This window comes from Stutzerimonas stutzeri SDM-LAC (assembly GCF_000235745.1).
Taxonomy (GTDB): Bacteria; Pseudomonadota; Gammaproteobacteria; order Pseudomonadales; family Pseudomonadaceae; genus Stutzerimonas; species Stutzerimonas stutzeri_H.
This window is the reverse complement of the sequence record NZ_AGSX01000192.1, coordinates 1-25,480: the sequence shown is the minus strand read 5'-3', so window position 1 is coordinate 25,480 and position 25,480 is coordinate 1. Positions and strand designations below refer to the sequence as shown.

Genomic DNA, 25,480 nt, shown 5'->3' with positions numbered 1-25,480 from the left:
TTTAGGCTATGACGCGGATCGGCTGGCGGTTAATCAATCGTGGTGTGCAATGGCGCTCTGCAGCGCATCGATCAGGGCCTGGATGCGCGCATGCTGCATCTTCATAGAGGCCTTGTTGACCACCAGGCGCGAGCTGATCATGGCGATCAGGTCCTGGGGCTCCAAACCATTGGCACGCAACGTATTGCCGGTGTCGACCACGTCGATGATCTTGTCCGCCAACCCCACCAGCGGTGCGAGCTCCATCGAGCCGTACAGCTTGATGATGTCGACCTGTCGGCCTTGCTCGGCGTAGTAACGCTTGGCGACGTTGACGAACTTGGTCGCGACCCGCAGACGCCCCTTGGGCTCTGCCGCACCGACCTTTCCGGCTGTCATCAGCTTGCAGTTGGCGATTCGCAGGTCCAGCGGCTCATACAGCCCCTGGCCACCGTATTCCATCAGCACATCCTTGCCCGCGACGCCGAGATCCGCTGCGCCGTGCTCGACGTAAGTCGGCACGTCCGTGGCCCGCACGATCAGCAGACGCACATCGTCCTGCGTAGTCGGAATGATCAGCTTGCGGCTTTTTTCCGGGTTCTCGGTAGGGACGATACCGGCGGACGCCAGCAGCGGCAGGGTATCGTCGAGGATGCGACCTTTGGACAGGGCGATGGTGAGCATGCGTTAATCCTTGTGTTCCGCTCGTTCGACCGTCACAGGCTGGTGCCAGCGGGCTGGCGCCCGATAACGGCTCGGACTGCTTTGATCGCCAGCAAGCTGGCTCCTACAAAAAGGCGATGCCGCCTCAGCCCGGTACGCGGCGAATCTTGGCGCCCAGCAATTGCAGCTTTTCCTCGATGCACTCGTAACCACGGTCGATGTGGTAGATGCGGTCGATCAAGGTATCGCCCTCTGCCACCAGGCCGGCGATGACCAAGCTCGCTGATGCACGCAGATCGGTCGCCATGACCGGCGCACCTTTGAGCTTGGGCACGCCGGTCACGATAGCGGTGTTGCCTTCGACAAGAATCTGCGAACCCATGCGATTCATTTCGTAAACGTGCATGAAGCGGTTCTCGAACACCGTCTCGATCACTGTTCCAGTGCCTTCAGCGACCGCATTCATGGCAATGAACTGCGCCTGCATGTCGGTCGGAAACGCTGGGTAAGGCGCTGTGCGGATATTCACCGCTTTTGGCCGATTGCCCTTCATGTCCAGCTCGATCCAGTTGCTCCCGATGTCGATGTGGGCGCCAGCCTCTTCGAGCTTGTGCAACACCGCTTCGAGCAAGGTCGCATCGGTGTCCTTGAGCTTTACCCGTCCACCGGTGGCGGCTGCGGCCACCAGATAGGTGCCCGTCTCGATGCGGTCGGGCATCACGCTGTAACGGCCGCCACCCAGACGCTTCACGCCGTCGATGGTGATGGTGTCGGTGCCGGCACCGGAGATCTGCGCACCCATGGCGTTGAGGAAGTTGGCCAAGTCGACCACTTCCGGCTCACGCGCGGCGTTCTCCAGCACGGAACGACCATTGGCCAGTGCCGCGGCCATCATGATGTTCTCGGTACCGGTCACGCTGACGATGTCGAAGAAGAAGTGCGCACCACGCAGGCCACCGGCTGGCGCCTTGGCCTTGATATAGCCGCCCTCGACATCGATCTGTGCGCCCATCGCCTCCAGACCGCGGATGTGCAGATCCACAGGACGCGAGCCGATGGCACAACCGCCGGGCAGAGCCACCTCGGCTTCGCCGAACCGAGCCACCATTGGCCCCAGCACGAGGATCGAAGCACGCATGGTCTTGACCAGTTCGTACGGCGCGACCAGTGTCTGGATGCTGCTGGCGTCGACTTCAACGCTGAGTTTTTCGTCGATAACCGGTTGCACGCCCATGCGACCGAACAGCTCGATCATGGTGGTGATGTCGTGCAGGTGCGGCAGATTGCAGACAGTCACTGGCGTATCCGCCAGCAAAGTCGCGGCCAGAATCGGAAGAGCCGAGTTCTTCGCGCCGGAGATGCGAATCTCGCCGTTGAGGCGGGCACCGCCGGTAATGATCAATTTATCCATGAATGTTCCCGTAACCCGCAGGTTCGAAGCACTGGCGAAGAAGAGCCGTGCGCGGCATCAGGCTGCGCACACGGACTGGGAGATGCCTGACGTGACTGGCGATCAGTTGAGCGCAAGCCAGTCGGCACGACTGAAGAACTTCATCGTTACGGCGTGGATGCTGCCGTCAGCGATCCACGGATTCAGATGAGCATAAATCTGCTGCTGACGCTTGACCGGGCTCATGCCTGCCAACTCGTCGCTGACCACATTCAGCTGGAAGTTGCAGCCCTCGCCTTCGACTTCCACCTGAGCGCCTGAAAGTTTCTCTTCCAGAAAATTCTTAACTTCTACGGCCTGCATGTTCAACCTCGATCGGCGCCGGACGCGCACGGCCGGCCATCATACAAAAAAGCCCGGGGACTGCGAACCCCGAAGCCACGCGGGCTGACGAAGCCGCATTCAGTCGAGCGCCTCGGCATCGGTGTCGCGCCGCTGCGGATGTCGACTGGTTGGCGCCACCGCCGGGAAACGGGATGACGCGAAGCGCACCACCAGAATAGCCACCGCCAGCAGCAGGATCGCACCGGAAATATAGACGACGCCCATATCCGGACGGTGATGGTGCGAGACGTCGGAAATCAGCAGCCGGGTCAATGCGGTGATGGCCACATAGATCAAGAAGCGCACCGGCATGTGGTTGGTCTTGAAATAGATACCGACCATCGCACCGAGTTCTAGATAGATAAACAGCAGCAAGATGTCATCAACGCTGATGCTGCCCTTTTCCACCATGCCCAGAAATGCAACCAGCCCGGCCCAGGCGGTAACCGCGCCGATCGCGAACAGCGACAGGTAGTGAAAGGTCTCGACCAGAAGATTACCCAACGACTCAGCCACCGAGTGCACCTTGGCTCGCGTCGATTCAGCCCAGCGCAGCAACATCAGACAGCTTCCTCTGTTTCGCTCGTCAGCGACAATACATCCAGCAAACCGGACACCCGCGCGAGCTCGCGCATATCCTCGGGCAGATTGGTGACGATGAGCTTATCGCCCTGTTTTTGCGCATCGCGTGTGAAGGCCAGCAGCAACGACAAGCCGACGCTGCTGGATCGCTCAACCGCGCTGCAATCAACTGACAGACGCGCGCCCTTGGCCTGACGAATCAGCGCCTGGCCTTGCTGCCGCAGGGCAGGGCCGGACTGGTAATCAAGCACGCCAGCCAGGCGAAGCTCACCGCCAGCGCCCTCGACCCGTCCGTCACTCATCGCCCGCCGCCTGCTGACCCGCCTCGGTGTCCTTGGCACGCGCCACCACTTCGGCCCATCCATCGATGGTCTTGTCCAGGTCGCCGTTGTTTTTCTGCATGGCGTCGGCAAACTGATCACGGAACAGCTTGCCGATGTTGATGCCGTTGATGATTACGTTGCGGACCATCCAATTTCCATCATGGTTGACCATGGTGTAGGAGACCGGATAGATCTCGCCCTGGCGCCCGGTCACTTCCATGCCGACACTGGTGCGCTTGGGGTCCTGCTTGCCGCTCGTAGGCAGCACTTTGATCTGCTGATTGTTGTATTCCAGCAGCGCATTGCCATAGAACTGCATCAGACTGCGCTTGAAGTTTTCCTGGAAGCGCGTCATCTGCGCTGGCGTAGCACTGCGCGAGTACTTCACGGTCATGATGCTCCGCGAAATGCCTTCGGCATCCACCACCGGCCCTAGAATGCGATTGAGCGATTCGTAGAAGGCGCTCGGATCCTGGCGGTACTGTTCCTTGTTCGTCTTGAGATCGGTAAGTAGTTCGTCGGTGGTCCGCTGAATCACCTCATGGGCGCTAGGCGCTGCCTGAACCAGCAAGGGAAAGGACGCCAGCAAAACCAGCAAGCCGCGACGCAGGGCAGTCATCATGGGGTTGCACCTCACTCTTTGTTGACCGAATTGAGTAGAAACTTGCCGATCAGCTCTTCCAGTACCAAAGACGACTGGGTGTCGCGGATCGTGTCGCCATCGCCAAGCGTTTCCTCTTCACCTCCGACGCTGATGCCGACGTATTTCTCGCCGAGCAATCCAGCCGTCAAGATCGAGGCCGTGGAGTCGGTCGGCAGGATATCGACGTCTTTCTGGACTTCCAGCGTGACACGTCCCGTATAGCTTTCGCGATCCAGATCGATGGCGGTCACCTTGCCGATGGTCACGCCTGCCATGGTGACCTTGGATCGGACACTCAGACCGGCAATATTGTCGAAATACGCATAAAGCTTGTAGGTGTCGGTACTGTCGACATTCAGGCCACTGACCCTCAGCGACAGCAACAGCAAGGCCAGAACGCCCGCCAGCAGGAACAGACCAACACCTATTTCCAGGGTGCGGATACGCATCAAAAATCTCCAAACATCAAGGCGGTCAGAATAAAGTCGAGGCCGAGCACAGCCAGCGAGGCATAGACGACGGTTCGGGTGGTGGCGCGACTGATACCTTCGGACGTCGGCTCGCAGTCATAGCCTTGAAATACCGCGATCCAGGTCACCACAACGGCGAATACCAGGCTCTTGACGACGCCGTTGAGCACGTCAGTGGCAAAGACAACACTGTTCTGCATATTGGCCCAGAACGAGCCGTCGTAAACTCCGAGCCAGTCCACCGCAACCATTGCCCCGCCCCAGATGCCGACGACGTTGAATATCAGGGTGAGCAATGGCAGGGATATGAAGCCGGCCCATAGCCGCGGCGCGACGATGTATTTCAACGGATCGACACCGATCATCTCCAGGCTGGACAACTGCTCGGTGGACTTCATGTTGCCGATTTCGGCTGCCAACGCAGATCCCGCGCGGCCGGCAAACAACAGTGCCGTGACCACCGGCCCCAGTTCGCGCAACAGCGTAAGCGCCACCATCTGCCCAACGGCCTGCTCAGAGCCATAGCTGCTGAGAATGCTATAGCCCTGAAGGGCCAGCACCATGCCGATGAACACTCCAGAGACCACAACAATCGCAAGCGAGAGCACACCAACGGAATAGAGCTGCCGCACCAACAGCGAAAATCGATTATCCAGACCACTGGGACCGAACAAGGCGTGAAAAAGAAACAGCGTCGCGCGCCCCAGCGCTGCGACCACATTCATTCCAGCCTCGCCGATCAGACGGATCCGTTCGATCAAGGAACGCTTACGCATCGGAGCCTCGCAACAGATCATCGGCGTATGCCGGCGCAGGAAAGTGGAAAGGCACCGGGCCATCTGCAGCGCCTTTCATGAACTGCTGGATCCTCGGATTGGTCGACTCGCGAAGCTCTGCTGGTGTCCCCTGCCCCAGTACCTGGGCGTCTCCCACCACATAGATGTAGTCAGCGATGCTCGCCGTTTCGGCCAGGTCGTGGGACACGACGATGCTGGTGATCCCCAGCGCATCGGTGAGCAATCGAATCAGCTGCACCAGAACGCCCATGGCAATCGGGTCCTGCCCAGCGAAAGGTTCGTCGTACATAAGGATCTGCGGATCCAGCGCAATCGCACGCGCCAACGCCACCCGCCGCTTCATCCCTCCCGACAGTTCTTCTGGCATCAGTTCGACAGCGCCGCGCAGGCCAACCGCCTGAAGCTTCATCAGAACGATGTCGCGGATCATCTCTTCGGGCAGCTTGGTGTGGACTCGCAGCGGGAAGGCGACGTTCTCGAACACATCCAGGTCCGTAAACAAGGCGCCGCTCTGGAACAGCACCCCCATCTGCTTGCGCATATCGAACAGCTCGCGACGCGACAGCGTCGGCAAGTTGGTTCCAGCCACCCAGACTTCACCTTGGGTCGGCTTGAGCTGGGCGGCGATCAGGCGCAGCAACGTAGTCTTGCCGCAGCCGGAAGGGCCCATGATGGCCGTTACCTTGCCGCGGGGAATGACAATGTCGACGTTATTGAAAATGCTCCGCTCACCGCGCTTGAAGGTGACACCCTTCAGCTCGACGGCGTTAGCGTTGGCGGCGCTCATTGGCTCTCCTCGGATACAGCTTGCGAATCAGACGCCCTCCGTTCTTTCGGAGATACTTCGCACAGCCGTTTTTGGCGGCGCGAACTATAGCACTACGCCATGGCCGTCCCAAGCCGGCCTCTGTATCGATGCATGAACGAGCGCACGTTTGTCTGGCTTGGGTTCGGCTTCAGGCGCAGCGATCAGCGCGACGCTTTTCAGTGGGCAGCGCCCGGTTTACCGCTATAATCGCGCGTTTTCATTCAGGCAATCACACAGACATGAGCCAGAGCAGCCAGCTGATCGAGACTGCCCAGCGCACCATCCGCATGGAAATCGAGGCGGTGGAACAGCTCAGCACACGCATTGATGAACATTTTGTAAAGGCCTGCGAGCTCATCCTTCAATGCAAGGGTCGAGTCGTCGTCGTAGGCATGGGCAAGTCCGGCCACATCGGCAACAAGATCGCCGCCACACTCGCCAGCACCGGCACCACGGCATTTTTCGTCCATCCGGCCGAAGCCAGCCATGGCGACATGGGCATGATTACGCGTGATGACGTGGTGCTGGCCCTGTCTAACTCGGGCACGACTAACGAGATCGTGACCCTGCTGCCACTGATCAAGCGCCTTGGCATCACGCTGATCAGCATGACGGGCAATCCGGAGTCGGTACTCGCCAAGGCAGCAGCGGTCAATATCGATGCGAGCGTCGCCATTGAAGCCTGCCCGCTGAACCTGGCACCGACTTCATCGACCACGGTCAGCCTGGTCCTGGGTGACGCGCTGGCAATTGCCCTGCTGGAAGCGCGCGGTTTCACCGCCGAAGACTTCGCTTTCTCGCATCCGGGCGGCGCATTGGGCCGACGTTTGCTGCTCAAGGTCGAACACGTGATGCACGCAGGCGATCGCCTGCCTCAGGTTAGCCGCGGCACTCCGCTACGCGAAGCACTGCTGGAAATGACCCAAAAAGGGCTCGGCATGACGGCGGTAATCGAGGCCGACGGCAGCCTCGCCGGTATATTTACCGATGGCGATCTACGCCGCACGCTGGACAAGGGAATCGACGTGCGTCAGGCCAGCATCGACCAGGTGATGACCCTTCATGGCAAGACCGCCATAGCTGACATGCTCGCCGCAGAAGCACTGAAAATCATGGAAGACAACAAGATCAACGCCCTGGTGGTGGTTGACGAAAACGATCGACCAGTCGGCGCGCTGAACATGCACGATCTGTTGCGTGCAGGAGTGATGTAAATGAACGACCTGTTAAGGCGTGCCCGCGACATTCGCCTGGCCATATTCGATGTCGACGGCGTGCTCACGGATGGCAAGCTGTACTTCCTCGTCGACGGCAGCGAATTCAAGACTTTCAATACGCTGGATGGCCACGGCATCAAGATGCTGATCAACTCCGGCGTACGCACCGCGATCATCAGCGGCCGCAAGACGCCGGTCGTCGAACGCCGGGCGCAAAACCTGGGTATTCAACATCTCTATCAGGGACGTGAGGACAAGCTTGTGGTGCTCGACGAGCTGCTCGGCGAACTCGGTCTCGACTACGCTGAGGTCGCCTACCTGGGCGATGACCTGCCGGATCTGCCGGTGATTCGTCGGGTAGGCCTGGGCATGGCGGTCGCCAGTGCTGACGCGTTCGTCCGTCAGCATGCTCACGGCGTTACCAGCGCCCGAGGAGGCGACGGCGCGGCGAGAGAGTTCTGCGAACTGATCATGCGCGCCCAAGGCAGTCTCGATGCCGCTCAGGCCGCTTACCTCTAGAGGCACCCCATGCTAAGCAGACTCCGTTTCCCCGCCATTCTGCTGCTGATCGCTCTGCTTCTTGTCGCGATCGGCTACTGGAACATTCGCCCCGAGAGCTTCATGCAACAGGCGCCGGTAACCCAGGGCCAGGAGTCGCCTGTTGACTTCTACGTGACCAACTCCCGCACCGTGCAGTACCAGCCCGACGGCAAGCGTAACTATGAGCTGACGGCCGACAAGGTGGAGCACATCAAGGCCAGCGATGTCAGCTTGATGACCCGCCCGGATCTGCGTTCCTTTCGAGGCTCAGAGCTGCCGTGGCATGTCACCAGCGAGCGCGGTGAGGTCGGGCCGCAAGGCAAGGAGGTCGAGCTGATCGACAACGTCAGGATCGAACGCAACGACGCCAAGGGGCGTCCGACCATCATCACGACCAGCCGGATGACCGTCCTTCCCGAGAAGGATTATGCCGAGACCCGCCAACCCGTTAGAATCGTCGCCGCAAACGGTGTAACGACCGCTACGGGCATGAAAGCGTATCTAGACGAAGGCAGGATGCTCCTGCTATCCAACGTAAGAGGCCAGCATGAGCTGCGTTAAGACCCTCCCCCTTCTGATCGGTTTAAGCATATTTCTACTTGGCGCGAATGCCCACGCACTTCCTGAGGATCGCAACCAGCCTATCCGGGTCCAGGCCGACACCGCCGAACTGGACGACCGGCAGGGCGTAGCCGTGTATCGCGGCGACGTGGTCATCACTCAGGGCACGATGAAGATTACTGGCGACACCGTGACCATCACCCAGAACGAGAACGGTGATGTCGAGGTGTTCACCTCCATCGGCAAGCCTGCGTACTACGAACAGAAACCTGCCGCCGACAAGGAGATCGTTAAGGCCTATGGTTTGACGATTCAGTACTTCGCCGCGAACGAACGCATCGTACTGATCGACCAGGCCAAGGTCGTCCAGGAAGGTAATACCTTCGAAGGCGAGAAGATCGTCTATGACACCCAGCGGCAGATCGTCAACGCCGGGCGCGCCACCAATACCGATGTCACCACCCCACGCCCGCGCGTGGACATGGTCATCCAGCCTCGCAAGAAAGAGCCGGCAACGGAGCAGCCCGAGTAATGGCGATTCTTAAGGCGCAACACTTAGCGAAAAGCTACAAGAGCCGCCAGGTCGTGCGTGATGTCAGCCTGTCCATCGAAAGCGGGCAGATCGTCGGGTTGCTGGGGCCTAATGGCGCCGGCAAAACCACGTGCTTCTACATGATTGTTGGATTGGTAAAAGCCGATCAGGGCCGGGTGCTGATCGACGATCAGGATGTGACACACCTACCCATGCACGGCCGCGCCCGTGCTGGCATCGGCTACCTGCCGCAGGAGGCTTCGATCTTCCGCAAACTTTCGGTCGCCGACAACATCATGGCCATCCTGGAGACGCGCAAGGACCTTGATCGCAACGGTCGCCAACAGGCTCTGGAAAGCCTGCTGCAGGAATTCCACATCCACCACATCCGCGACAGCCTGGGCATGAGTCTTTCAGGTGGTGAGCGGCGCCGCGTTGAAATCGCTCGCGCCCTGGCGACCGCGCCCAAATTCATCCTTCTCGATGAACCCTTTGCCGGCGTCGATCCGATCTCGGTCGGCGACATCAAGCAGATCATTCATCACCTCAAGGCCAAGGGCATCGGCGTCCTCATAACCGATCACAACGTCCGCGAAACCCTGGATATCTGCGAGACCGCCTATATCGTAAATGACGGCCAATTGATCGCCGAAGGCGATGCAGAGACCATCCTGGCCAACCAACTGGTCAAGGAAGTCTACCTGGGACACGAATTCCGGCTTTGATAGCGGTTATTCTGCGCCGACGGCCCGACAGGGCTAGGCAAAGGCTTCGTTGGCAGGCATATAATTTGCTTACATCGGCGCGCGGCGCCAGCGAAATCGGAACAGGCGCGGTTGCGCCGGCAAACAAGGTTCGAAGTCCTCTGCCATGAAACCATCGCTAGTCCTGAAGATGGGCCAGCAGCTGACGATGACACCGCAGCTGCAACAAGCCATACGATTGCTCCAGCTATCCACGCTGGATCTCCAGCAGGAGATTCAGGAAGCGCTGGACTCCAACCCCATGCTCGAGCGCGAAGAAGACGGAGACGATTTCGATAACTCCGACCCGATGGCCGAGTCGATCGAAAAGAAAAGCGAAAGCCCGACAACCGACTCGCCCGAGCACAACGAACCGGACAATCATTACGAGGAGCCCATCAACACGGTGGAGAACCTCGAGGAAGGTGATTGGGGCGACCGCATCCCCAATGAGCTTCCAGTGGACACCGCCTGGGAGGACATCTACCAGACCAGCGCCAGCAGTTTGCCCAGCAGCGACGATGATGACTGGGATTTCACTACCCGCACCTCATCCGGAGAAAGCCTGCAAAGCCACTTGCTCTGGCAGCTCAATCTCGCACCGATGAGTGACACCGACCGCCTCATCGCAACCACCCTGATCGACTGCATCAACCCTCAAGGTTATCTCGACGAAACACTCGAGGAAGTCCTCGAGTCCTTCGACCCGGAACTTGAAATCGAGCTCGACGAGATCGAGGTGGTGCTACGCCGAATCCAACAATTCGAGCCTGCGGGCATCGGTGCCCGCGACCTTCGCGAATGCCTGCTGCTGCAGCTTCGCCAACTGCCCGAGCGCACCGAGTGGTTGAGCGAAGCGATACGACTGGTCAGCGATCACCTGGATATTCTCGGCGGGCGTGACTACAGCCTGCTGATGCGCCGCATGAAGCTCAAAGAAGAGGAGCTGCGCCAGGTCATCGATCTGATCCAGACACTCAACCCGCGCCCGGGCTCGCAGATCGAAGCGGGCGAGCCGGAATACGTCGTACCTGACGTGATCGTACGCAAGCACAATGGCCGCTGGCTGGTCGAACTGAATCAGGAAGCGATGCCGCGCCTGCGGGTGAACGCTCAGTACGCCGGATTCGTCAAACGTGCCGACTCCAGTGCTGACAACACCTTCATGCGCAACCAGCTTCAAGAAGCCCGCTGGTTCATCAAAAGTCTGCTCAGCCGCAACGAAACGCTGATGAAAGTGGCTACCCAGATCGTCGAACACCAACGCGGTTTCTTCGAGCATGGTGACGAAGCCATGAAACCGCTGGTATTGCACGATATCGCCGAAGCCGTGGGGATGCACGAGTCGACCATTTCACGGGTCACCACGCAAAAGTTCATGCACACGCCTCGGGGCATTTACGAACTCAAATACTTCTTCTCGAGCCATGTGAGCACCGCTGAGGGCGGCGAGTGCTCCTCCACCGCCATTCGCGCAATCATCAAGAAACTGGTGGCTGCGGAAAACCAGAAAAAGCCGTTGAGCGACAGCAAGATCGCTGGTTTACTGGAGGCACAAGGGATTCAAGTCGCGCGCCGCACCGTAGCCAAGTACCGCGAGTCACTCGGAATCGCACCATCGAGCGAGCGTAAGCGGTTGATGTAACGCCAGACGACCTGGCGGATTTGTTCCGGCGACGGGTGTCAGCCCGTCAATTCGCACGTGGCAATAGGAGATGCAGTATGCAAGTCAACATCACTGGCCTTCACCTGGAAATCACTGAAGCCCTGCGTGACTATGTCGAGGAGAAATTCGAGCGGTTAGAGCGCCACTTCGACCGCATCATTGCCGTACAAGTCATCCTTCAAGTCGAGAAGCTCAGACAAAAAGCTGAAGCCACGCTGCATGTAGCGGGGCGCGAAGTGGTCGCCAACGCCGAGCACGAGGATATGTACGCTGCCATCGACTTGCTTGCCGACAAACTCGACCGGCAATTGATCAAACATAAAGAAAAGCAGCTCGACCACCATCAAGGCGTCCTGGCTCGCTGACCCATCATGATCCGAATTGAAAATATCCTGACCCCCGGACGCGCCCTGGTCGGCGTGCCGGGCGGCAGCAAGAAGCGCGTTCTGGAACAAATTGCCAAGGTATTGGGCGGCGACCTGCCTGACATCGACAGCCAAGCAATCTTTGAAAGCTTTATCGCCCGTGAAAAATTAGGTTCCACTGGCTTCGGCAACGGCATTGCAATCCCACATTGCCGAATGCCGGGCTGCACATCACCGCTCAGCGCAGTGCTGAGACTCGATACGCCGGTGGATTTCGACGCAATCGACGGCGCCCCCGTCGACCTCTTGTTCGTATTGCTGGTGCCAGAGGCCGCCACTGATGAACATCTGGAGCTGCTTCGTCAGATTGCCAGCATGCTGGATCGTGAGGAAGTCCGTGAACGGCTGCGCCGAACCACGTCAGGTCAGGGGCTGTACCAGGCCGTGGTGGATATCCAGAACGGTCAATAGGGCGGAACAACCTTCCATCGCCCAACACTGAGTGAGGAAAGAGACGTGCCCCCTATCTGCCTGCATACGCTTCACTGCGCCCACGAGCAGCAAACTTTTCGTGGCCGACCTCGGCCCTACGGCGCTGCCCGATGCGCCTGATCATCGTCAGCGGACGCTCTGGATCAGGCAAGAGCACTGCGCTGGACGTCCTTGAGGACAATGGCTTCTACTGCATCGACAACCTTCCCGCCGGGCTTCTACCCGAACTGGCGGAAAGGGCCCTGTTGCACACAGAGCTGCTGCAGCCTCAAGTCGCGGTATCCATCGACGCGCGCAACCTGCCCAGTCAGCTGAAGCGCTTCCCCGAGCTGCTTGAAGATGTGCGCGCACGCTATATCCAATGCGATGTGCTTTACCTCGATGCCGCCGACGAGACACTGCTGAAACGCTTTTCCGAGACCCGCCGGCGGCATCCGCTGACAAACCAGAACCGTTCCCTGGCCGAAGCTATCCGTGACGAAGAACTGCTGCTCGCGCCTATCATCGATCATGCCGACCTGAAGATCGACACCACGCACCTGAACCTCTACCAGCTGCGAGACACGCTGAAGCTGCGCCTGTTGAACAAGCCTGAACCGGGTACGGCTTTTCTCTTCGAGTCCTTCGGCTTCAAGCGCGGCATGCCGGTAGATGCCGACCTGGTATTCGATGTGCGTTGCCTCCCCAACCCCTACTGGAAGGCAGATCTGCGCGATTTTTCCGGGCTGGACCAGCCCGTGATCGACTATCTCGCCGGGCAAGCAGACGTCGAGGAAATGTTCCAGGACATCCTGGGTTACCTGAGCAAATGGCTGCCGCGCTTCGCTGCCAGCAACCGGGCCTATGTCACGGTGGCCATTGGCTGCACCGGTGGGCATCACCGTTCGGTGTATCTGGCCGAGCGGCTGGGCCAAGCGCTGCGCGAACCCCTGAAGAACGTCCAGGTCCGCCATCGCGACCTGGCTTAGGAATACAGATGCCTTCGTGTGAAATCACCATCATCAACAAACTCGGCCTGCATGCCCGCGCAGCCGCCAAGTTTGTCGGCGTTGCCAACCGGTTCCCCTGCGACGTCCGGTTGGGGCGCAGCCCCTCCAGCGCCATAGACGGTAAAAGCATCATGGCAGTGATGATGCTCGCCGCCAGCAAAGGCACCTGCTTGCACCTGCAGACCGAAGGCGAGCAGGAACATGAAGCGCTCCAAGCGCTGATCGCCCTGATTGAAGACTATTTTGAAGAGGGGGAGTGAAGTTTAGGACTAGAAGCCGGGGCTTTACGAAACCGACACCTGTAGAGCGAGCCATTCCCCCGGGCCCACCGCGAATACCGCGGCGAACCTCATTCGTGGCAATGGGCCGCTCCCACGGAAACCTCGTCGCAACGTATCAAGTGCCCTTCTTCAGCAGCAACCCCACTTAACTCCCCGCCACCTTCATCCGTTCGATCAGCACCGAGCCGGTGTGGATGCTGCTGCGCCGCTCGACGTCGTTACCCACCGCGACGATCTGACGGAACATGTCTCGCAGGTTGCCGGCAATGGTGACTTCCTGAACCGGAAACTGTATTTCGCCGTTCTCGACCCAGAAGCCACCCGCACCGCGTGAATAGTCCCCGGTGACCAGATTCAAGCCCTGCCCCATCAATTCGGTCACCAGCAAACCGCGGCCCATGCGGCGGATCAGGGCGGCCTGATCCTCACCACTCTGAGTGACAAAGAGGTTGTGCACCCCACCCGCGTTGGCTGTACTGGGCATGCCCAGCTTGCGGCCCGAATAGGTGCCCAACACATAGGAGACCAGCTTGCCATTCTCGACGAACGGCTTGGCATAAGTGGCCAAACCATCGCTGTCATACGCCGAACTGGCAAGTCCGCGAGGCAGATGTGGTCTCTCGTCGAGATTGAGCCATTCAGGAAACAGCATCTCGCCCAGCGCGCCTTCGAGGTAGGAAGACTGGCGGTAGAGATTGCCGCCGGAAATCGCTGCGAGAAAGTGCCCGAACAGCCCCGTGGCGAGTTCCGCAGAGAACAGCACTGGTACATCGCAGGTTGGTACCGGACGCGCGCCCAAGCGGCGAACGGCGCGTTCAGCGGCACGTCGGCCAATCGACTCGGAGGAAGCCAGGTCGCCCGCGACACGGGAGACGTCATAGTGATAATCGCGCTGCATCTGCCCATCGGACTCGGCGATCATCACGCAGCTGAGGCTGTGGCGGGAGCTGCAGTAAGCCCCGATGAAACCATTGCTGTTGCCGTAACCACGGCAACCCTGGTGCGTGCTCAGGCTGGTGCCGTCAGCGTTGAGAATGCGTTCGTCCGTAGCGAAGGCCGACGCCTCGCAACTGAGCGCCAGCTCGATGGCTTCGTCAGGGGAGATGCCCCAGGGATGATAGAGGTCCAGGTCCGGCACATCCTTAGCCATCAGTGCCGGATCGGCGAGCCCGGCAAACTCGTCGGCAGATGCATGCTTGGCGATGGCAAGGGCGGCCGCTACGGTTTCACGAACCGCTTCGTCGCCGCTGCCGGTGGTGCTCGCCGAACCTTTGCGCTGGCCGACATAAAGCGTGATTCCGAAGCCCTGATCGCGATTGAATTCCACCGTTTCGACTTCCCGCTGACGGACCGTAGTCGACAGGCCCTGCTCCATCGAGACGGAGACTTCACAGGCAGTGGCCCCTTGTCGGCTGGCCTCATCCAAGATCTTTGCGATCTGTTCACGCAAGCCTGGCAACGCGTGCGGACCGATCCCCTCGACTTCACTCATACGTACTCCAACAACTGATTCGATCAAGATGCAGCCCGCGGTGCTCGGCTGAGCTCCGTCGTCAGGCTGCTGTTATCATGGCGGCATTACCTACTGGACCAGCCCCATGTCTGATATTTCCGATCTCGACGGTTTCGAGGAAAAAAGCAAAACCCAGGTGAAGCGCGAACTGCATGCTCTGCAGGATCTGGGTGAACGCCTCTCTACCCTCAAACCTGATGTGCTAGACCGCCTGCCGCTTACCGATGCACTGCGCAAGGCGCTCGCCGACGCGCCGAAACACACCGCGCATATCGCCCGCAAACGCCACCTGCAATACATCGGCAAGCTGATGCGTGATCAGGATGTCGACGCCATTCTCGCCCTGGTCGACCAGCTCGACGCCTCAACCCGCCAGTACAACGAACGCTTCCACGCCCTCGAACGCTGGCGTGACCGCTTGATTGCTGGCAATGACGAGACCCTCGAAGCCTTCGTCATCGAATATCCCGAGACCGACCGTCAGCACCTGCGCAGCCTGATTCGTCATGCCCAGCACGAAGCGGCGCGAAACAAACCACCGGCGGCCAGCCGCAAGATTTTCAAGTACATCCGCGAACTGGACGAAACCCAACGAGGCTTGCGCTAGCCGATAGCCGCAAGCCTCACGAGGTCCAGCAAGCATCGTTAGCTCCCGGTTCCTCCAACTGTGATTCCATCGATCTTGACGGTCGGCTGGCCCACGCCGACCGGTACCGACTGGCCGTCTTTGCCGCAGGTACCGACACCGCTGTCCAGCGCCAGATCGGTACCCACCATCGAGACCCTGTTCATTACTTCCGGCCCGTTGCCGATCAGGGTTGCGCCCTTGACCGGCGCGGTAATTTTCCCGTCCTCGATCAGATACGCCTCGCTGGTCGAGAACACGAACTTGCCGCTGGTGATGTCCACCTGTCCGCCACCAAGACTCGCGCAGTAAATACCCTTCTTAACCGAGCGGATGATTTCTTCCGGGTCACTTTCGCCTGCCAGCATGTAGGTATTGGTCATCCGCGGCATGGGCAAATGCGCATAGGATTCGCGCCGCCCGTTTCCGGTCGGGGCAACACCCATCAAGCGCGCGTTGAGCTTGTCCTGAATATAGCCCTTGAGTATGCCGTTCTCGATCAGCGTGGTGCACTGGGTCGGCGTGCCCTCGTCATCGACGCTCAGCGAGCCGCGACGATTGGCCAGCGTACCGTCATCGACGATGGTGCACAGCTTGGACGCGACCTGCTGGCCCATCCGGCCGCTGTAGGCCGAACTGCCCTTGCGATTGAAGTCGCCTTCCAGCCCATGCCCGACTGCCTCGTGCAGCAACACACCGGACCAGCCCGGCGCCAATACCACCGGCAAGGTACCGGCGGGCGCGGCGACGGCGTCCAGATTCACCAGCGCCTGACGCAAGGCTTCGCGGGCATAGCCCATCGCCCGATCCTCGCTGAGGAAATACTCATAGCCAGTACGCCCGCCGCCACCCTGACCGCCGCGCTCGCGTCGTCCGTTCTGTTCGACGATGACGCTGACATTGAAACGCACCAGGGGCCGTATGTCGGCTGCCATACCACCGTCCAGGCCGGCTACCAGGATGTGCTCCCAGACCCCCGCCAGACTTACGGTGACTTGCTTGATACGCGGGTCCAGCGCCCGTGTGGCGACATCGATACGCTTGAGCAGCTCGACTTTTTCTGCCCGGCCAAGCCCATCCAGTGGATTTTCTTGCCCGTACAGTGGCGAAAAAGCGGCTTTTGACAGCACCTGGACGCGTCCCTGCTGGCCGCTTCTGGCGATTGAACGCGCCGCCTCAGCGGCTTGCCGTAGCGCCTCGGTAGTGATCGCATTGCTGTAGGCAAAACCGGTCTTCTCACCGGAGAGTGCGCGAACACCCACGCCCTGCTCGAGATGGAAACCGCCCTCTTTGACGATTCCGTCTTCCAGCACCCAGGACTCGGTCACCTGATCCTGGAAATATAGATCGGCAGCGTCGATTCCGGGGCCAGCCAACTCGCCAAGCAACGCAGGCAGATCATCGAGACCCAGCCCGCCCGGCGTCAGCAAACGCTCTGTGACAGGTAACAACAGTTCACTCATATCGACTCCAAAGTCCCCGAAACAATACGGGGCGCGGTAAAACGACGATGATCCAGCACCGGCATACGTTGGCGCGTCGCTGCCTGGTCGGCCGTGTCCCGCCCGATAACCAACGCCGCATCGCCGGTTGCTTGCTCACGCATCACGCGCCCCCAGTAATCCACGATAGATGAATGGCCGTGGGTCAACCGCCCGCCTGGGTGCTCACCACCCTGCGCTGCCGTCAGCATATAGCATTGAGTCTCGATGGCCCGCGCGCGCAATAACATCTCCCAATGCGCCTGACCGGTCACGGCAGTAAACGCCGAGGGAACGCTGATGAGTTCGGCTCCAGCCAGACGCAGGGCCGTATACAACTCAGCAAAGCGCAGGTCGTAACAGACGCTCATGCCCAGCCGACCGACCGGTGTATCGACCACCACCAGGCGATCGCCCGCTGCATAGTCATCCGACTCCCGATAGCGACCGCGTGCATCGCTGACGTGCGCATCGAACAGATGCAGCTTGTCGTAGCGCGCCACCCGCTGCCCTTGATCATCGAAAAGCAAAGAACACGCCCTGGCCTTTGAATCGGGCTGGCCATCCGCCGGCAGCGGTAAAGTGCCGGCAACTATCCATAACCTGAGGTCGGTCGCCGCCTGTTTCAACCAAGGGAGTATCGGCCCAACGCCTTCAGCTTCGGCACGCCCGACCGCCGGCAGATCGCTGCGCCCCATAGCCGCAAAGTTTTCCGGCAGCACCGCAAGCTGCGCTCCCGCCTCAGCGGCCCTTTCCAGAAGCCTTCTGGCGTTGGCGAGATTCGCCGGGATGTCGGCCTGGCTGGCCATCTGGATAACCGCTAAGGTCATTTTCGATTCTCACTGCAGCCTGTACCATCTGTCAGAACGTGGATCAGTTAGGCTTTTCGAAGGGCTTGTCGAAGGTGATTTTGGGCGCCTGCCAAGGCCCCTCGACGTTGTATTGGACAGTCGCAAAACGTGCGACCTTGTCGCCGAGCAATTTATCGACCACGAACAGCGCTCCGCCGACAGCCGGCGCACCGACAATCAGCGCAGCCAGCGGCAGGTTGTTGCTGACCGGTAGCGTCACCAGCAGCTTGGCGTCGATGCGGTCCTCGACCAGATCCAGTCGACCATCTAGCTCGAGGTTGCTGGATGGCCCAGCAACCGTCAGTGGCTCAGTCGTTACGTAAACGCCCTCTGTCGCACGCAACTCAGCCTTGATCCGGTCGTAGCTCAGACCTTTGCTGAACAGGTCGGAAAAATCCAGCCGTAGCCGCCGACCAATCGAATCGAAATTAAGCAGACCGAAGACCCGCAGCGCCTGCGCCCCACCGTCCACCTCTCTGAGCTGGCCCTTGCGCAACCTTGCATCGAGCCGACCGGAGAACCGATTCAAGGCGAAGAATGCCGGTGAGCCGGACCAACCGCCATCCACATTCAGCCTGAAATCCTCGCTGGTGGTCGAAGGGGCGAAGCCCCATGCCAGCAACACATCAGCAAGATCGCCACCCTCCAGGCGCCCCTTGTACCAGGTGCGCGTGCCATCCCAGCCGCCGCCACCCATGAGATTGAGCCCCTTGAGATTCAGATCGAGGTCCTGAAACGCAACCCCGTCGGCGCCGGGCCGCATCTTCAATGCGCCCGAGCCCAGCAATTCGTCGCCTCGAAACAATTCGTCTACCGAGATATCCACCGCGGGCAGGCTCTTCGGATCGACGCCAGCCAGGCGATCCTGCGGCGGCGCGCTCGGGTCTGTTGGTTCGCCTGCAGGAAAGCGCAGGCGCGACAGGTTCAGCACGATCGGCTCGCCCCCGGCGTCTGGCAGACGAACAGTCCCGACCACCGTGTCGCTCTGCAGACCAACCAACCAGTCTGTCGGGCGACGTTGCAAATCGACGTGGAGGTTGTCGATCTGCATGCCAAAACCGGAAAAGGTATCCATCTCAAGCTGAGCGCGCCGCAACATTGATCCGCCCGGCGCCGTTGTCGCCCCGCCGTACTGATTCAGCAAGCTTTGCCACTCGCCCAGATCGAAGCGTGGCACGCTGCCACGGACATAAAACCCCTTGTCGGTTCGCAGGTTCGCCGCCGCGCCACCGAGCACCAGCTCTCCGCCGCCCTCTCGCCAGTCGTCTCCCGGCGCAACAAAGCTCAGTGCTGCCAAGGCGTCATATCGGAGCGTGTAGCGCTGTCCCTCACCGCCCAGGGTCATTCGCAACGTGGTGTCGCGCCGCTCCCCGGCCGGCTTGCCGAAAGGTGCAGGCAGCGCCAATGCGGTTCCCAACAGCGAAGAATCGATCTGCAGATGGTTGTCAGTGCTGCTCAGAACAAGACTCAAACGCACGGGCAGCTTCCCTGACACAGGCACCGGCTGTTCGATCTTTCGCCATGCCAACAGCGCTGATACACCTACGGTGCCGGTCGCCTCGATTCGTGTGGATGGCATACCCGGCGCGCCGGTCGCCGTCGCCCGGCCCTTGATTGCACTGCTCAAAGTACGACCGCTGAACGCCTTTGCGCAGAATCCACGCTCGCTTTCATAGCGGAAGTCGCCCGCCAGCGCGTCAATTTGCAAATCCGCCTGTGCAATAAATAGAGAAGCAGCGGTGGTGGAAAACTCGGCATCAACCTGAGGCCGTTCGCCTTTGGCCAGCGGAATACCCAGCCTGAGCGTGCCGGTCAGTGGTCCATCGCCGTGCCAGCCAGCGAACACCCTACTCGTACCGATTGGCGCCACCTGCATCAACGTCAATGCATCCCGAACGTGGCCGTCCACCTGACCGTCGATATCCAGCTTTAGCGGCTGACCGTCGTGGCTGTGCAGGACTTCCGCCGTGGCGTCGTGGACACGACTGTCGAGCATGCGCGCCTCAGCAAGACGTACCCGCACGCCGCTGTTCTCGATGAGCACTTCTCCGCGGCCTTCGCGCAACACCGGCCAACCGGGCTGGAAAGCCAGCTCGGCGTCTTTCACCTTGAAATACAGGCTCAGGCTGCGCGCGGTGGCGGCCGCTCCACCGGCCAGCGCGCCCTGATACTGGAAATAACCCTGCTCGACGGTGCCGCTTCGAATCGCCGTATTGAGCCACTCGGTCAACGCCGGGCTGAGCGCTGGGGAACGTGTCGGCAGGTATTTCTCGGTGTAGCGCGCGTCTGCGTCCGTGATACCGACACGCAGATCCATGTAGTCCTCGGCCGAGGGGTCGCGCATCAGACGGATCAGGAAGTCGCCGGCGATATGCCCTTCGTCCCCCTCGACCTGCAAATAGGGGGCGGCAAGGGTGAACGCCTGATCATCGAGCGTCCAGCGGAGGCTTCCGCGGGCACGCCGGTAGTCCCAAGGGCGCGGAAACAACTTGGCCAGGTGCAGCGCGAAATCATGGTTGTCGAAACGCAGCTCTCCACCACCAAGATTGCCCTGTATCGCACCGCTCACATTGCGTACGGCCGGGATCCATTCGTACGCAGCGACGCTGATCGCATCGAGATTGGCAGTAAATGCCAGGCGCTCGGCGCCGACCACCGCTGGCCGGTAGTCGACCTGGAGATTGCGCAACGTTCCACTGGGCGCAAGGCCCCGCAGATATTCGCGGGCTCGCTCGGGCAGCGGCATCATTGCCTGGACCAGCTCAGCCACCGGGGCGACAGCGATACGGTCTGCCAGCAGATGCCAGCTGCCTTCCGTCATACCTTGCTTGGCGACCAGCGTCGTATCCAACCAACGTTTTTCTTCGAAGGTGAAGGCCAACCCGTCAAGCTGGAGCCGATAGCCATCGTTCGCCCGATCAAGGTAGGTGTTCACCACCAGATCCTCTATCTGCACCGGATCATGTGACAGCCGAGCCAGCCGCAACGCGGGCGCATTCAACCGTGCCACCGCCCGGGACAGGCCGTGATCGCGCCAGTCGAGCCACACCTCCCCACCCGCCTGGAGTTGTTCGAGGTTCCAGCTGCCGGTCAGACTCGCCGGCAACCAGCCAGCCCAATCACTTTGCGGCAGGCTGAGGTACAGCTCAGCCTCACTGGCCGCCCAGTCGGTCGGCTGCACGCGCGCCTCGCCATGCAAGCTCAGAGGCTGGCCGTCGGGCAGCAGCAGGCGACCGTCCAGCGTCACACGCTGCCCCAGGGTTCGCAATTCGAAGCTGGCATAGGTCAAGGTCAGCGGCGGTTCGTTGCGCGCCTCGAGGGTAATCTGGCTGTCCAGCAGCCGAAGACGTCCGATGCTTTGCAACTGACTCACCAGCTTCTGCAGATCCGGCGGCGGCTGATCGCCATGCTCGGGCAGCCCATCGACTCGCCATTTGCCTTCAGCGGTCTGCACCAACCCGAGGTGAAGGCCGGCAAACTCCAGGCTATCCAGTTTCAGCTGGCGCGCCAGAAGGCTGCCGAAAACGTCAGGGACCAGCACCAGACGATTCAGACGAACCGCCCCGTCGCCTTCACCGAGCATCACGTTGTGGGCCACCAGCTGCGGAGAGAAGCCCTGCCAGCGGCCCTCCAGCTGGCCGAGCGTAACCGGCATATTAAGCCGGTCATGAGCGGCGCCCTGTACTTCGAGGCGATACTCGGCCACCAACGGCACCAGCTGCCGGCCCAGGCTCACATAAAGCGCAAGCAATATCAGACCCATGGCACCCAGCCAGAGACTGCGGCGCAACGCGGCGAGTACGAAAACCAGGAGCCGACTCATACGGAAAAGCCCCGCAGACTCACGCCCGAACGGCCAGGCTTGTATCTAGTCAGAGCAGCACCACGTCGTACTGTTCCTGGGAGTACATCGTCTCCACCTGAAACTTGATCGAGCGCCCGATAAAGCTTTCGAGGTCAGCAACGTTGCCCGACTCCTCGTCGAGCAGCCTGTCGATAACCTTCTGATTCGCCAGCACCCGATAACCCTCCGGCTGGTAAGCCCGCGCCTCGCGAAGAATCTCGCGGAAGATCTCGTAGCAAACGGTTTCCGGGGTCTTTAACTTGCCACGCCCCTGGCAACACATGCACGGCTCGCACAGCACCTGTTCAAGGCTCTCACGGGTGCGTTTGCGGGTCATCTGCACCAGACCAAGCTCGGTGATGCCGATGATGTTGGTCTTGGCGTGATCGCGCTCCAGCTGCTTTTCCAGCGTACGCAGTACCTGGCGCCGGTGTTCCTCGTCTTCCATATCGATGAAATCAATGATGATGATGCCGCCGATATTGCGCAGCCGCAGCTGGCGTGCAATCGCCGTAGCGGATTCGAGGTTGGTCTTGAAGATTGTTTCTTCGAGGGTGCGATGCCCGACGAAGGCGCCGGTGTTGACGTCGATGGTGGTCATCGCTTCGGCCGGATCGATGATCAGATAGCCACCGGACTTGAGCATGACCTTGCGCTCAAGCGCCTTCTGGATCTCGTCCTCGACGCTATACAGATCGAAGATCGGTCGCTCACCCGGGTAGTGCTCCAGGTGCTCGCTCAGCTCCGGCATCAGTTCACCGACGAACTGGCTGACCTTCTGATAATTCTCCCGCGAGTCGATGCGGATCTTTTCGATACGTGGATTGACCAGGTCGCGCAGGGTGCGCATGGCCAGCGACAGGTCTTCATAGATGATCGAGGGCGCACCTGCGGTCTTCATCTGCCCATCGATCTGCTCCCACAGGCGGCGCAGGTAGCGGATGTCCATGAGAATCTCGTCGCTACCAGCCCCCTCGGCCGCGGTGCGCAGAATGAAGCCGCCGGCCTCCTTGATGCCTTCTGCGGCAATGCACTCGGCCACCACCTGCTTGAGCCTGTCGCGCTCGGCTTCGTCCTCGATCCGCAGCGAAATGCCGACGTGGCTGGTCTTGGGCATGTACACCAGATAGCGCGACGGTATCGATAGCTGCGTGGTCAGCCGGGCGCCCTTGGTACCGATCGGGTCCTTGGTGACCTGTACCACCAGCGCTTGCCCCTCATGGACCAGCGCACTGATGGGTTCGACGGCGTTGCCTTCACGACTGGATATTTCTGAAGCGTGGATGAAGGCCGCACGTTCCAGGCCGATGTCGACGAAGGCCGCCTGCATGCCCGGCAGCACCCGCACCACCTTGCCCTTGTAGATATTGCCAACGATGCCGCGGCGCTGGGTGCGCTCGACATGCACCTCCTGCAGGACACCGTTCTCCACCACCGCCACCCGGGATTCCATTGGGGTGATGTTCATCAGGATTTCTTCGCTCATTATTGTTCTCGGCCGATGGCGGTGGGTATAGCAGCCGAAGCTGACGAGTTGGCTCGATTCTAACGGCATAAGCCACCAAGCCCCAGGCTCTATACCGAGCTTTTACACCAGTACCGGAGCCCGTATGCGTCAAGCAGTTGGGCTGTTTCACACAACGGCAGCCCGACCACGGCCGAATAGCTGCCCTCCAGTGCGCTGACAAACACCGCGCCCCAGCCTTGAATTGCGTAACTGCCGGCCTTGTCCTGCGGTTCGCCGCTTGCCCAATAGGCCTCAGCTTCGTCGAGACTGATCGGACGGAACCGCACCCGGCTGGTAACCAGACGCACCTCGCAGCCCGACCGACTGGCCAATGCAACGGCCGTCAGCACCTGATGCTCACGGCCCGATAACGCTTGCAGGGTTGCCAGCGCATCCGCCTTGTCGACTGGCTTGCCCAGGATGCGTTGGTCCAGCACCACCGTGGTGTCTGCGCCCAGCACGCAGGCTGAGCCATCGCTCAGGAGCGACAGACCCGCCAAGGCTTTTTCCTGCGCCAAGCGCTGGACATAGGCATCAGGCGATTCCGTCGCGTCGGGCGTTTCGTCGATGGAAACGGAAAGAAGAGAGAATGGAACACCGATCTGGGTCAGTAATTCACGGCGTCGTGGCGACGCGGAGGCGAGAAACAATGCAGGCATGCCGGCTCCTTGGTGGACAAGCGCAGCAGATTCGCACATCCAGACCATGCCCGGAAGCAGCCCAGCGTGGCACGTTGGATATCAGTAAACGTTGAACCGCCGCCGCGCCCATTGCAGCCCGACGAATACCCAGGGCCAGAACAGCGCACTGACCGGCACAGGCACCAGAAACAGCAGCGTCGGTGGACGGTTGCCGGTCAGGGTGTTGAGCCACAGCTGCACCAATTGGCCGATACCCAGAATCACAAGCAGCACCAAACTTTGCTGCAGCAGGGGAAACATGCGCAGGCGCTGCTGCAGACTCAGCACCAGAAACGTGATCAGCAGCAACGGCAGGCCGTTCTGCCCAAGCAAAGTCCCAGACAGCACGTCCAGCATCAGCCCAAAGAAAAACGCCGCGGCCAACCCGCCGCGATGCGGCAGGGCAATTGCCCAGTAGGCGATGAACATGCCGAGCCAGAGCGGACGTGCCAGACCGAAACTCTGAGGCATGGGGGCTACGCTGAGCAGCAGTGCCAGCAACAGCGACAGCCAAATAACCCAGCCGTTATTTGCACGACCGTGGATCATGGTCGCTCCTCGGATTGCGACACTGGCGCTGGAGCCGGCGTCGACGCATCGGTCGCTGGTGACGCGGCGGGCTCGACGGCAGCCGGCGACTCCGATGCGGGGCTTTCGGCAGCCGCTCCCTCTTCTGCCTTGCGGTCGGCGGATTCCTGGGCTTGCGCGGCGGCAGTGGCCCGCTCTTCAGGCGTTCTCGAGTCACTGAACACCAGCAACAGGTAGCGGCTGCGATTGAGCATGGCGGTGGGAATGGCGCGAACGATCAGGAAGGGTTGACCGGAGCCGCGCACCACCTCAGTGACCTGGGCGACCGGATAGCCACTGGGAAACCGCTGACCCAAACCGGAACTGACCAGCAGATCGCCTTCCTTGATGTCCGCCGTCTCAGCGACGTGACGCAACTCCAGATAGTCCGGGCTGCCCGTACCGACCGCGATGGCACGCAATCCGTTGCGATTGACCTGCACCGGGATGCTGTGGGTCACATCAGTCAACAACAGCACCCGTGCGGCGTAGGGCATGACCTCGACGACCTGCCCCATCAGGCCGCTGGCATCGAGCACCGGCTGGCCAAGAAACACGCCGTCGCGCTCGCCCTTGTCGATCAGGATGCGATGTGTGAAAGGATTTGGGTCCAGGCCGATCAGCTCGCTGACGATCACCTTGTCATCGACCAGTGCGGCAGAGTTGAGCAGCTCGCGCAGACGCACGTTCTGCTCCGTCAGCATCGCCAGCTTTTGCAGCCGTCGCTGCATGAGCAGCGCTTCGGCCTTCAGCTTCTCGTTTTCGGCCACCAGGCTGGTGCTGCTGCTGATCTGCTCGGTCGCCCGCTGCCAGGTACGCACCGGCAAATCGGCTAGCCAATAGAAAGGCGTGAGAACCAGCCCCATCTGACTGCGCAGAGGCTTCAACGTATCGAAGCGCGCATCCACCACCATCAGCACAACACAAAGCACAGCGAGCACCAGCAGGCGCACACCGAGCAAGGGTCCTTTGGCAAATAATGGTTTG

At 60.5% G+C, this 25,480-nt stretch carries 28 protein-coding genes; 11 read left to right on the top strand and 17 right to left on the bottom strand.

What is annotated here, in order from left to right; all coding sequences use genetic code 11:
* Positions 1 to 33: 33 nt before the first annotated feature.
* The 9 genes from hisG to PSTU_RS0119070 all read right to left on the bottom strand — a co-directional run bounded on the left by hisG (position 34) and on the right by PSTU_RS0119070 (position 6,018).
* Positions 34 to 663 (bottom strand): ATP phosphoribosyltransferase, encoded by a 630-nt coding sequence (gene hisG, locus PSTU_RS0119110; RefSeq protein WP_019342628.1) that lies wholly within the window; start codon positions 661 to 663, stop codon positions 34 to 36.
* A gap of 124 nt (positions 664 to 787) precedes the next feature.
* Positions 788 to 2,053: a UDP-N-acetylglucosamine 1-carboxyvinyltransferase gene (gene murA, locus PSTU_RS0119105; RefSeq protein ID WP_019342627.1), complete on the bottom strand. Its 1,266-nt coding sequence runs from the start codon at positions 2,051 to 2,053 to the stop codon at positions 788 to 790.
* 102 nt (positions 2,054 to 2,155) lie between these two features.
* Positions 2,156 to 2,395, bottom strand: coding sequence for a BolA family protein (locus tag PSTU_RS0119100; RefSeq protein ID WP_019342626.1), 240 nt, complete (start codon positions 2,393 to 2,395; stop codon positions 2,156 to 2,158).
* Between the two features lie 99 nt (positions 2,396 to 2,494).
* Positions 2,495 to 2,977 carry a phosphate-starvation-inducible protein PsiE gene (locus tag PSTU_RS0119095; RefSeq protein WP_019342625.1) on the bottom strand — a complete coding sequence of 161 codons (483 nt, stop codon included), beginning with the start codon at positions 2,975 to 2,977 and terminating at the stop codon, positions 2,495 to 2,497.
* Positions 2,977 to 3,300, bottom strand: coding sequence for a lipid asymmetry maintenance protein MlaB (locus PSTU_RS0119090; RefSeq protein WP_019342624.1), 324 nt, complete (start codon positions 3,298 to 3,300; stop codon positions 2,977 to 2,979). The genes PSTU_RS0119095 and PSTU_RS0119090 overlap by 1 nt, the downstream gene beginning before the upstream one ends.
* The gene (locus PSTU_RS0119085; RefSeq protein WP_019342623.1) at positions 3,293 to 3,943 is read right to left on the bottom strand and encodes a phospholipid-binding protein MlaC; all 651 of its coding nucleotides are present in this window, start codon (positions 3,941 to 3,943) and stop codon (positions 3,293 to 3,295) included. Before PSTU_RS0119085 ends, PSTU_RS0119090 begins: the two co-directional genes overlap by 8 nt.
* An 11-nt stretch (positions 3,944 to 3,954) precedes the next feature.
* Positions 3,955 to 4,413: an outer membrane lipid asymmetry maintenance protein MlaD gene (gene mlaD, locus PSTU_RS0119080; RefSeq protein ID WP_019342622.1), complete on the bottom strand. Its 459-nt coding sequence runs from the start codon at positions 4,411 to 4,413 to the stop codon at positions 3,955 to 3,957.
* Positions 4,413 to 5,210 (bottom strand): lipid asymmetry maintenance ABC transporter permease subunit MlaE, encoded by a 798-nt coding sequence (gene mlaE, locus PSTU_RS0119075; RefSeq protein ID WP_019342621.1) that lies wholly within the window; start codon positions 5,208 to 5,210, stop codon positions 4,413 to 4,415. The genes mlaD and mlaE overlap by 1 nt, the downstream gene beginning before the upstream one ends.
* Positions 5,203 to 6,018 (bottom strand): ABC transporter ATP-binding protein, encoded by an 816-nt coding sequence (locus PSTU_RS0119070; protein WP_019342620.1) that lies wholly within the window; start codon positions 6,016 to 6,018, stop codon positions 5,203 to 5,205. Before PSTU_RS0119070 ends, mlaE begins: the two co-directional genes overlap by 8 nt.
* 260 nt (positions 6,019 to 6,278) lie before the next feature.
* On the opposite strand from PSTU_RS0119070, the gene PSTU_RS0119065 reads away from it, so the two are divergent.
* The 10 genes from PSTU_RS0119065 (at position 6,279) to PSTU_RS0119020 (ending at position 13,404) form a co-directional block, all read left to right on the top strand.
* On the top strand, positions 6,279 to 7,253 hold the full coding sequence (locus PSTU_RS0119065) for a KpsF/GutQ family sugar-phosphate isomerase (protein ID WP_019342619.1): 975 nt from the start codon (positions 6,279 to 6,281) through the stop codon (positions 7,251 to 7,253).
* Positions 7,254 to 7,775, top strand: coding sequence for a KdsC family phosphatase (locus PSTU_RS0119060; RefSeq protein WP_019342618.1), 522 nt, complete (start codon positions 7,254 to 7,256; stop codon positions 7,773 to 7,775).
* A gap of 9 nt (positions 7,776 to 7,784) precedes the next feature.
* A complete protein-coding gene (lptC, locus tag PSTU_RS0119055) occupies positions 7,785 to 8,357 on the top strand; it encodes an LPS export ABC transporter periplasmic protein LptC (protein ID WP_019342617.1) in 573 nt (190 codons plus the stop codon).
* Positions 8,344 to 8,889 carry a lipopolysaccharide transport periplasmic protein LptA gene (gene lptA / locus PSTU_RS0119050; RefSeq protein ID WP_019342616.1) on the top strand — a complete coding sequence of 182 codons (546 nt, stop codon included), beginning with the start codon at positions 8,344 to 8,346 and terminating at the stop codon, positions 8,887 to 8,889. The genes lptC and lptA overlap by 14 nt, the downstream gene beginning before the upstream one ends.
* Positions 8,889 to 9,614 (top strand): LPS export ABC transporter ATP-binding protein, encoded by a 726-nt coding sequence (gene lptB / locus PSTU_RS0119045; RefSeq protein WP_019342615.1) that lies wholly within the window; start codon positions 8,889 to 8,891, stop codon positions 9,612 to 9,614. The genes lptA and lptB overlap by 1 nt, the downstream gene beginning before the upstream one ends.
* Before the next feature lie 145 nt (positions 9,615 to 9,759).
* Positions 9,760 to 11,277, top strand: a complete 1,518-nt coding sequence (locus PSTU_RS0119040; protein WP_019342614.1) for an RNA polymerase factor sigma-54 — start codon at positions 9,760 to 9,762, stop codon at positions 11,275 to 11,277.
* Between the two features lie 77 nt (positions 11,278 to 11,354).
* A complete protein-coding gene (gene hpf / locus PSTU_RS0119035) occupies positions 11,355 to 11,663 on the top strand; it encodes a ribosome hibernation-promoting factor, HPF/YfiA family (RefSeq protein ID WP_019342613.1) in 309 nt (102 codons plus the stop codon).
* A 6-nt stretch (positions 11,664 to 11,669) separates the two neighbouring features.
* Positions 11,670 to 12,134 carry a PTS IIA-like nitrogen regulatory protein PtsN gene (ptsN, locus tag PSTU_RS0119030; protein ID WP_019342612.1) on the top strand — a complete coding sequence of 155 codons (465 nt, stop codon included), beginning with the start codon at positions 11,670 to 11,672 and terminating at the stop codon, positions 12,132 to 12,134.
* Positions 12,135 to 12,265: 131 nt separating this feature from the next.
* Positions 12,266 to 13,123 (top strand): RNase adapter RapZ, encoded by an 858-nt coding sequence (rapZ, locus tag PSTU_RS0119025; protein ID WP_019342611.1) that lies wholly within the window; start codon positions 12,266 to 12,268, stop codon positions 13,121 to 13,123.
* A gap of 8 nt (positions 13,124 to 13,131) precedes the next feature.
* Positions 13,132 to 13,404, top strand: coding sequence for an HPr family phosphocarrier protein (locus PSTU_RS0119020; RefSeq protein WP_019342610.1), 273 nt, complete (start codon positions 13,132 to 13,134; stop codon positions 13,402 to 13,404).
* Positions 13,405 to 13,570: 166 nt separating this feature from the next.
* On the opposite strand, the gene pmbA is transcribed toward PSTU_RS0119020, so the two are convergent.
* A complete protein-coding gene (gene pmbA, locus PSTU_RS0119015; RefSeq protein ID WP_019342609.1) occupies positions 13,571 to 14,917 on the bottom strand; it encodes a metalloprotease PmbA in 1,347 nt (448 codons plus the stop codon).
* A gap of 106 nt (positions 14,918 to 15,023) precedes the next feature.
* Between pmbA and yjgA the strand changes: the two genes are divergently transcribed.
* Positions 15,024 to 15,545: a ribosome biogenesis factor YjgA gene (gene yjgA / locus PSTU_RS0119010; protein WP_019342608.1), complete on the top strand. Its 522-nt coding sequence runs from the start codon at positions 15,024 to 15,026 to the stop codon at positions 15,543 to 15,545.
* Between the two features lie 38 nt (positions 15,546 to 15,583).
* On the opposite strand, the gene tldD is transcribed toward yjgA, so the two are convergent.
* The 7 genes from tldD to mreC all read right to left on the bottom strand — a co-directional run bounded on the left by tldD (position 15,584) and on the right by mreC (position 25,455).
* Positions 15,584 to 17,026, bottom strand: coding sequence for a metalloprotease TldD (tldD, locus tag PSTU_RS0119005; protein WP_019342607.1), 1,443 nt, complete (start codon positions 17,024 to 17,026; stop codon positions 15,584 to 15,586).
* Complete coding sequence (locus PSTU_RS0119000; protein ID WP_019342606.1) at positions 17,023 to 17,874, bottom strand: carbon-nitrogen hydrolase family protein; 852 nt, start codon at positions 17,872 to 17,874, stop codon at positions 17,023 to 17,025. Before PSTU_RS0119000 ends, tldD begins: the two co-directional genes overlap by 4 nt.
* Before the next feature lie 43 nt (positions 17,875 to 17,917).
* Positions 17,918 to 21,718, bottom strand: a complete 3,801-nt coding sequence (locus tag PSTU_RS0118995; protein WP_019342605.1) for a YhdP family protein — start codon at positions 21,716 to 21,718, stop codon at positions 17,918 to 17,920.
* A 49-nt stretch (positions 21,719 to 21,767) separates the two neighbouring features.
* Positions 21,768 to 23,225, bottom strand: a complete 1,458-nt coding sequence (rng, locus tag PSTU_RS0118990) for a ribonuclease G (protein WP_019342604.1) — start codon at positions 23,223 to 23,225, stop codon at positions 21,768 to 21,770.
* 89 nt (positions 23,226 to 23,314) lie between these two features.
* Complete coding sequence (locus tag PSTU_RS0118985) at positions 23,315 to 23,905, bottom strand: Maf family protein (protein WP_019342603.1); 591 nt, start codon at positions 23,903 to 23,905, stop codon at positions 23,315 to 23,317.
* An 81-nt stretch (positions 23,906 to 23,986) separates the two neighbouring features.
* Positions 23,987 to 24,475: a rod shape-determining protein MreD gene (mreD, locus tag PSTU_RS0118980; RefSeq protein WP_019342602.1), complete on the bottom strand. Its 489-nt coding sequence runs from the start codon at positions 24,473 to 24,475 to the stop codon at positions 23,987 to 23,989.
* Positions 24,472 to 25,455: a rod shape-determining protein MreC gene (gene mreC, locus PSTU_RS0118975; protein ID WP_029404878.1), complete on the bottom strand. Its 984-nt coding sequence runs from the start codon at positions 25,453 to 25,455 to the stop codon at positions 24,472 to 24,474. The genes mreD and mreC overlap by 4 nt, the downstream gene beginning before the upstream one ends.
* Between the last annotated feature and the right edge of the window lie 25 nt (positions 25,456 to 25,480).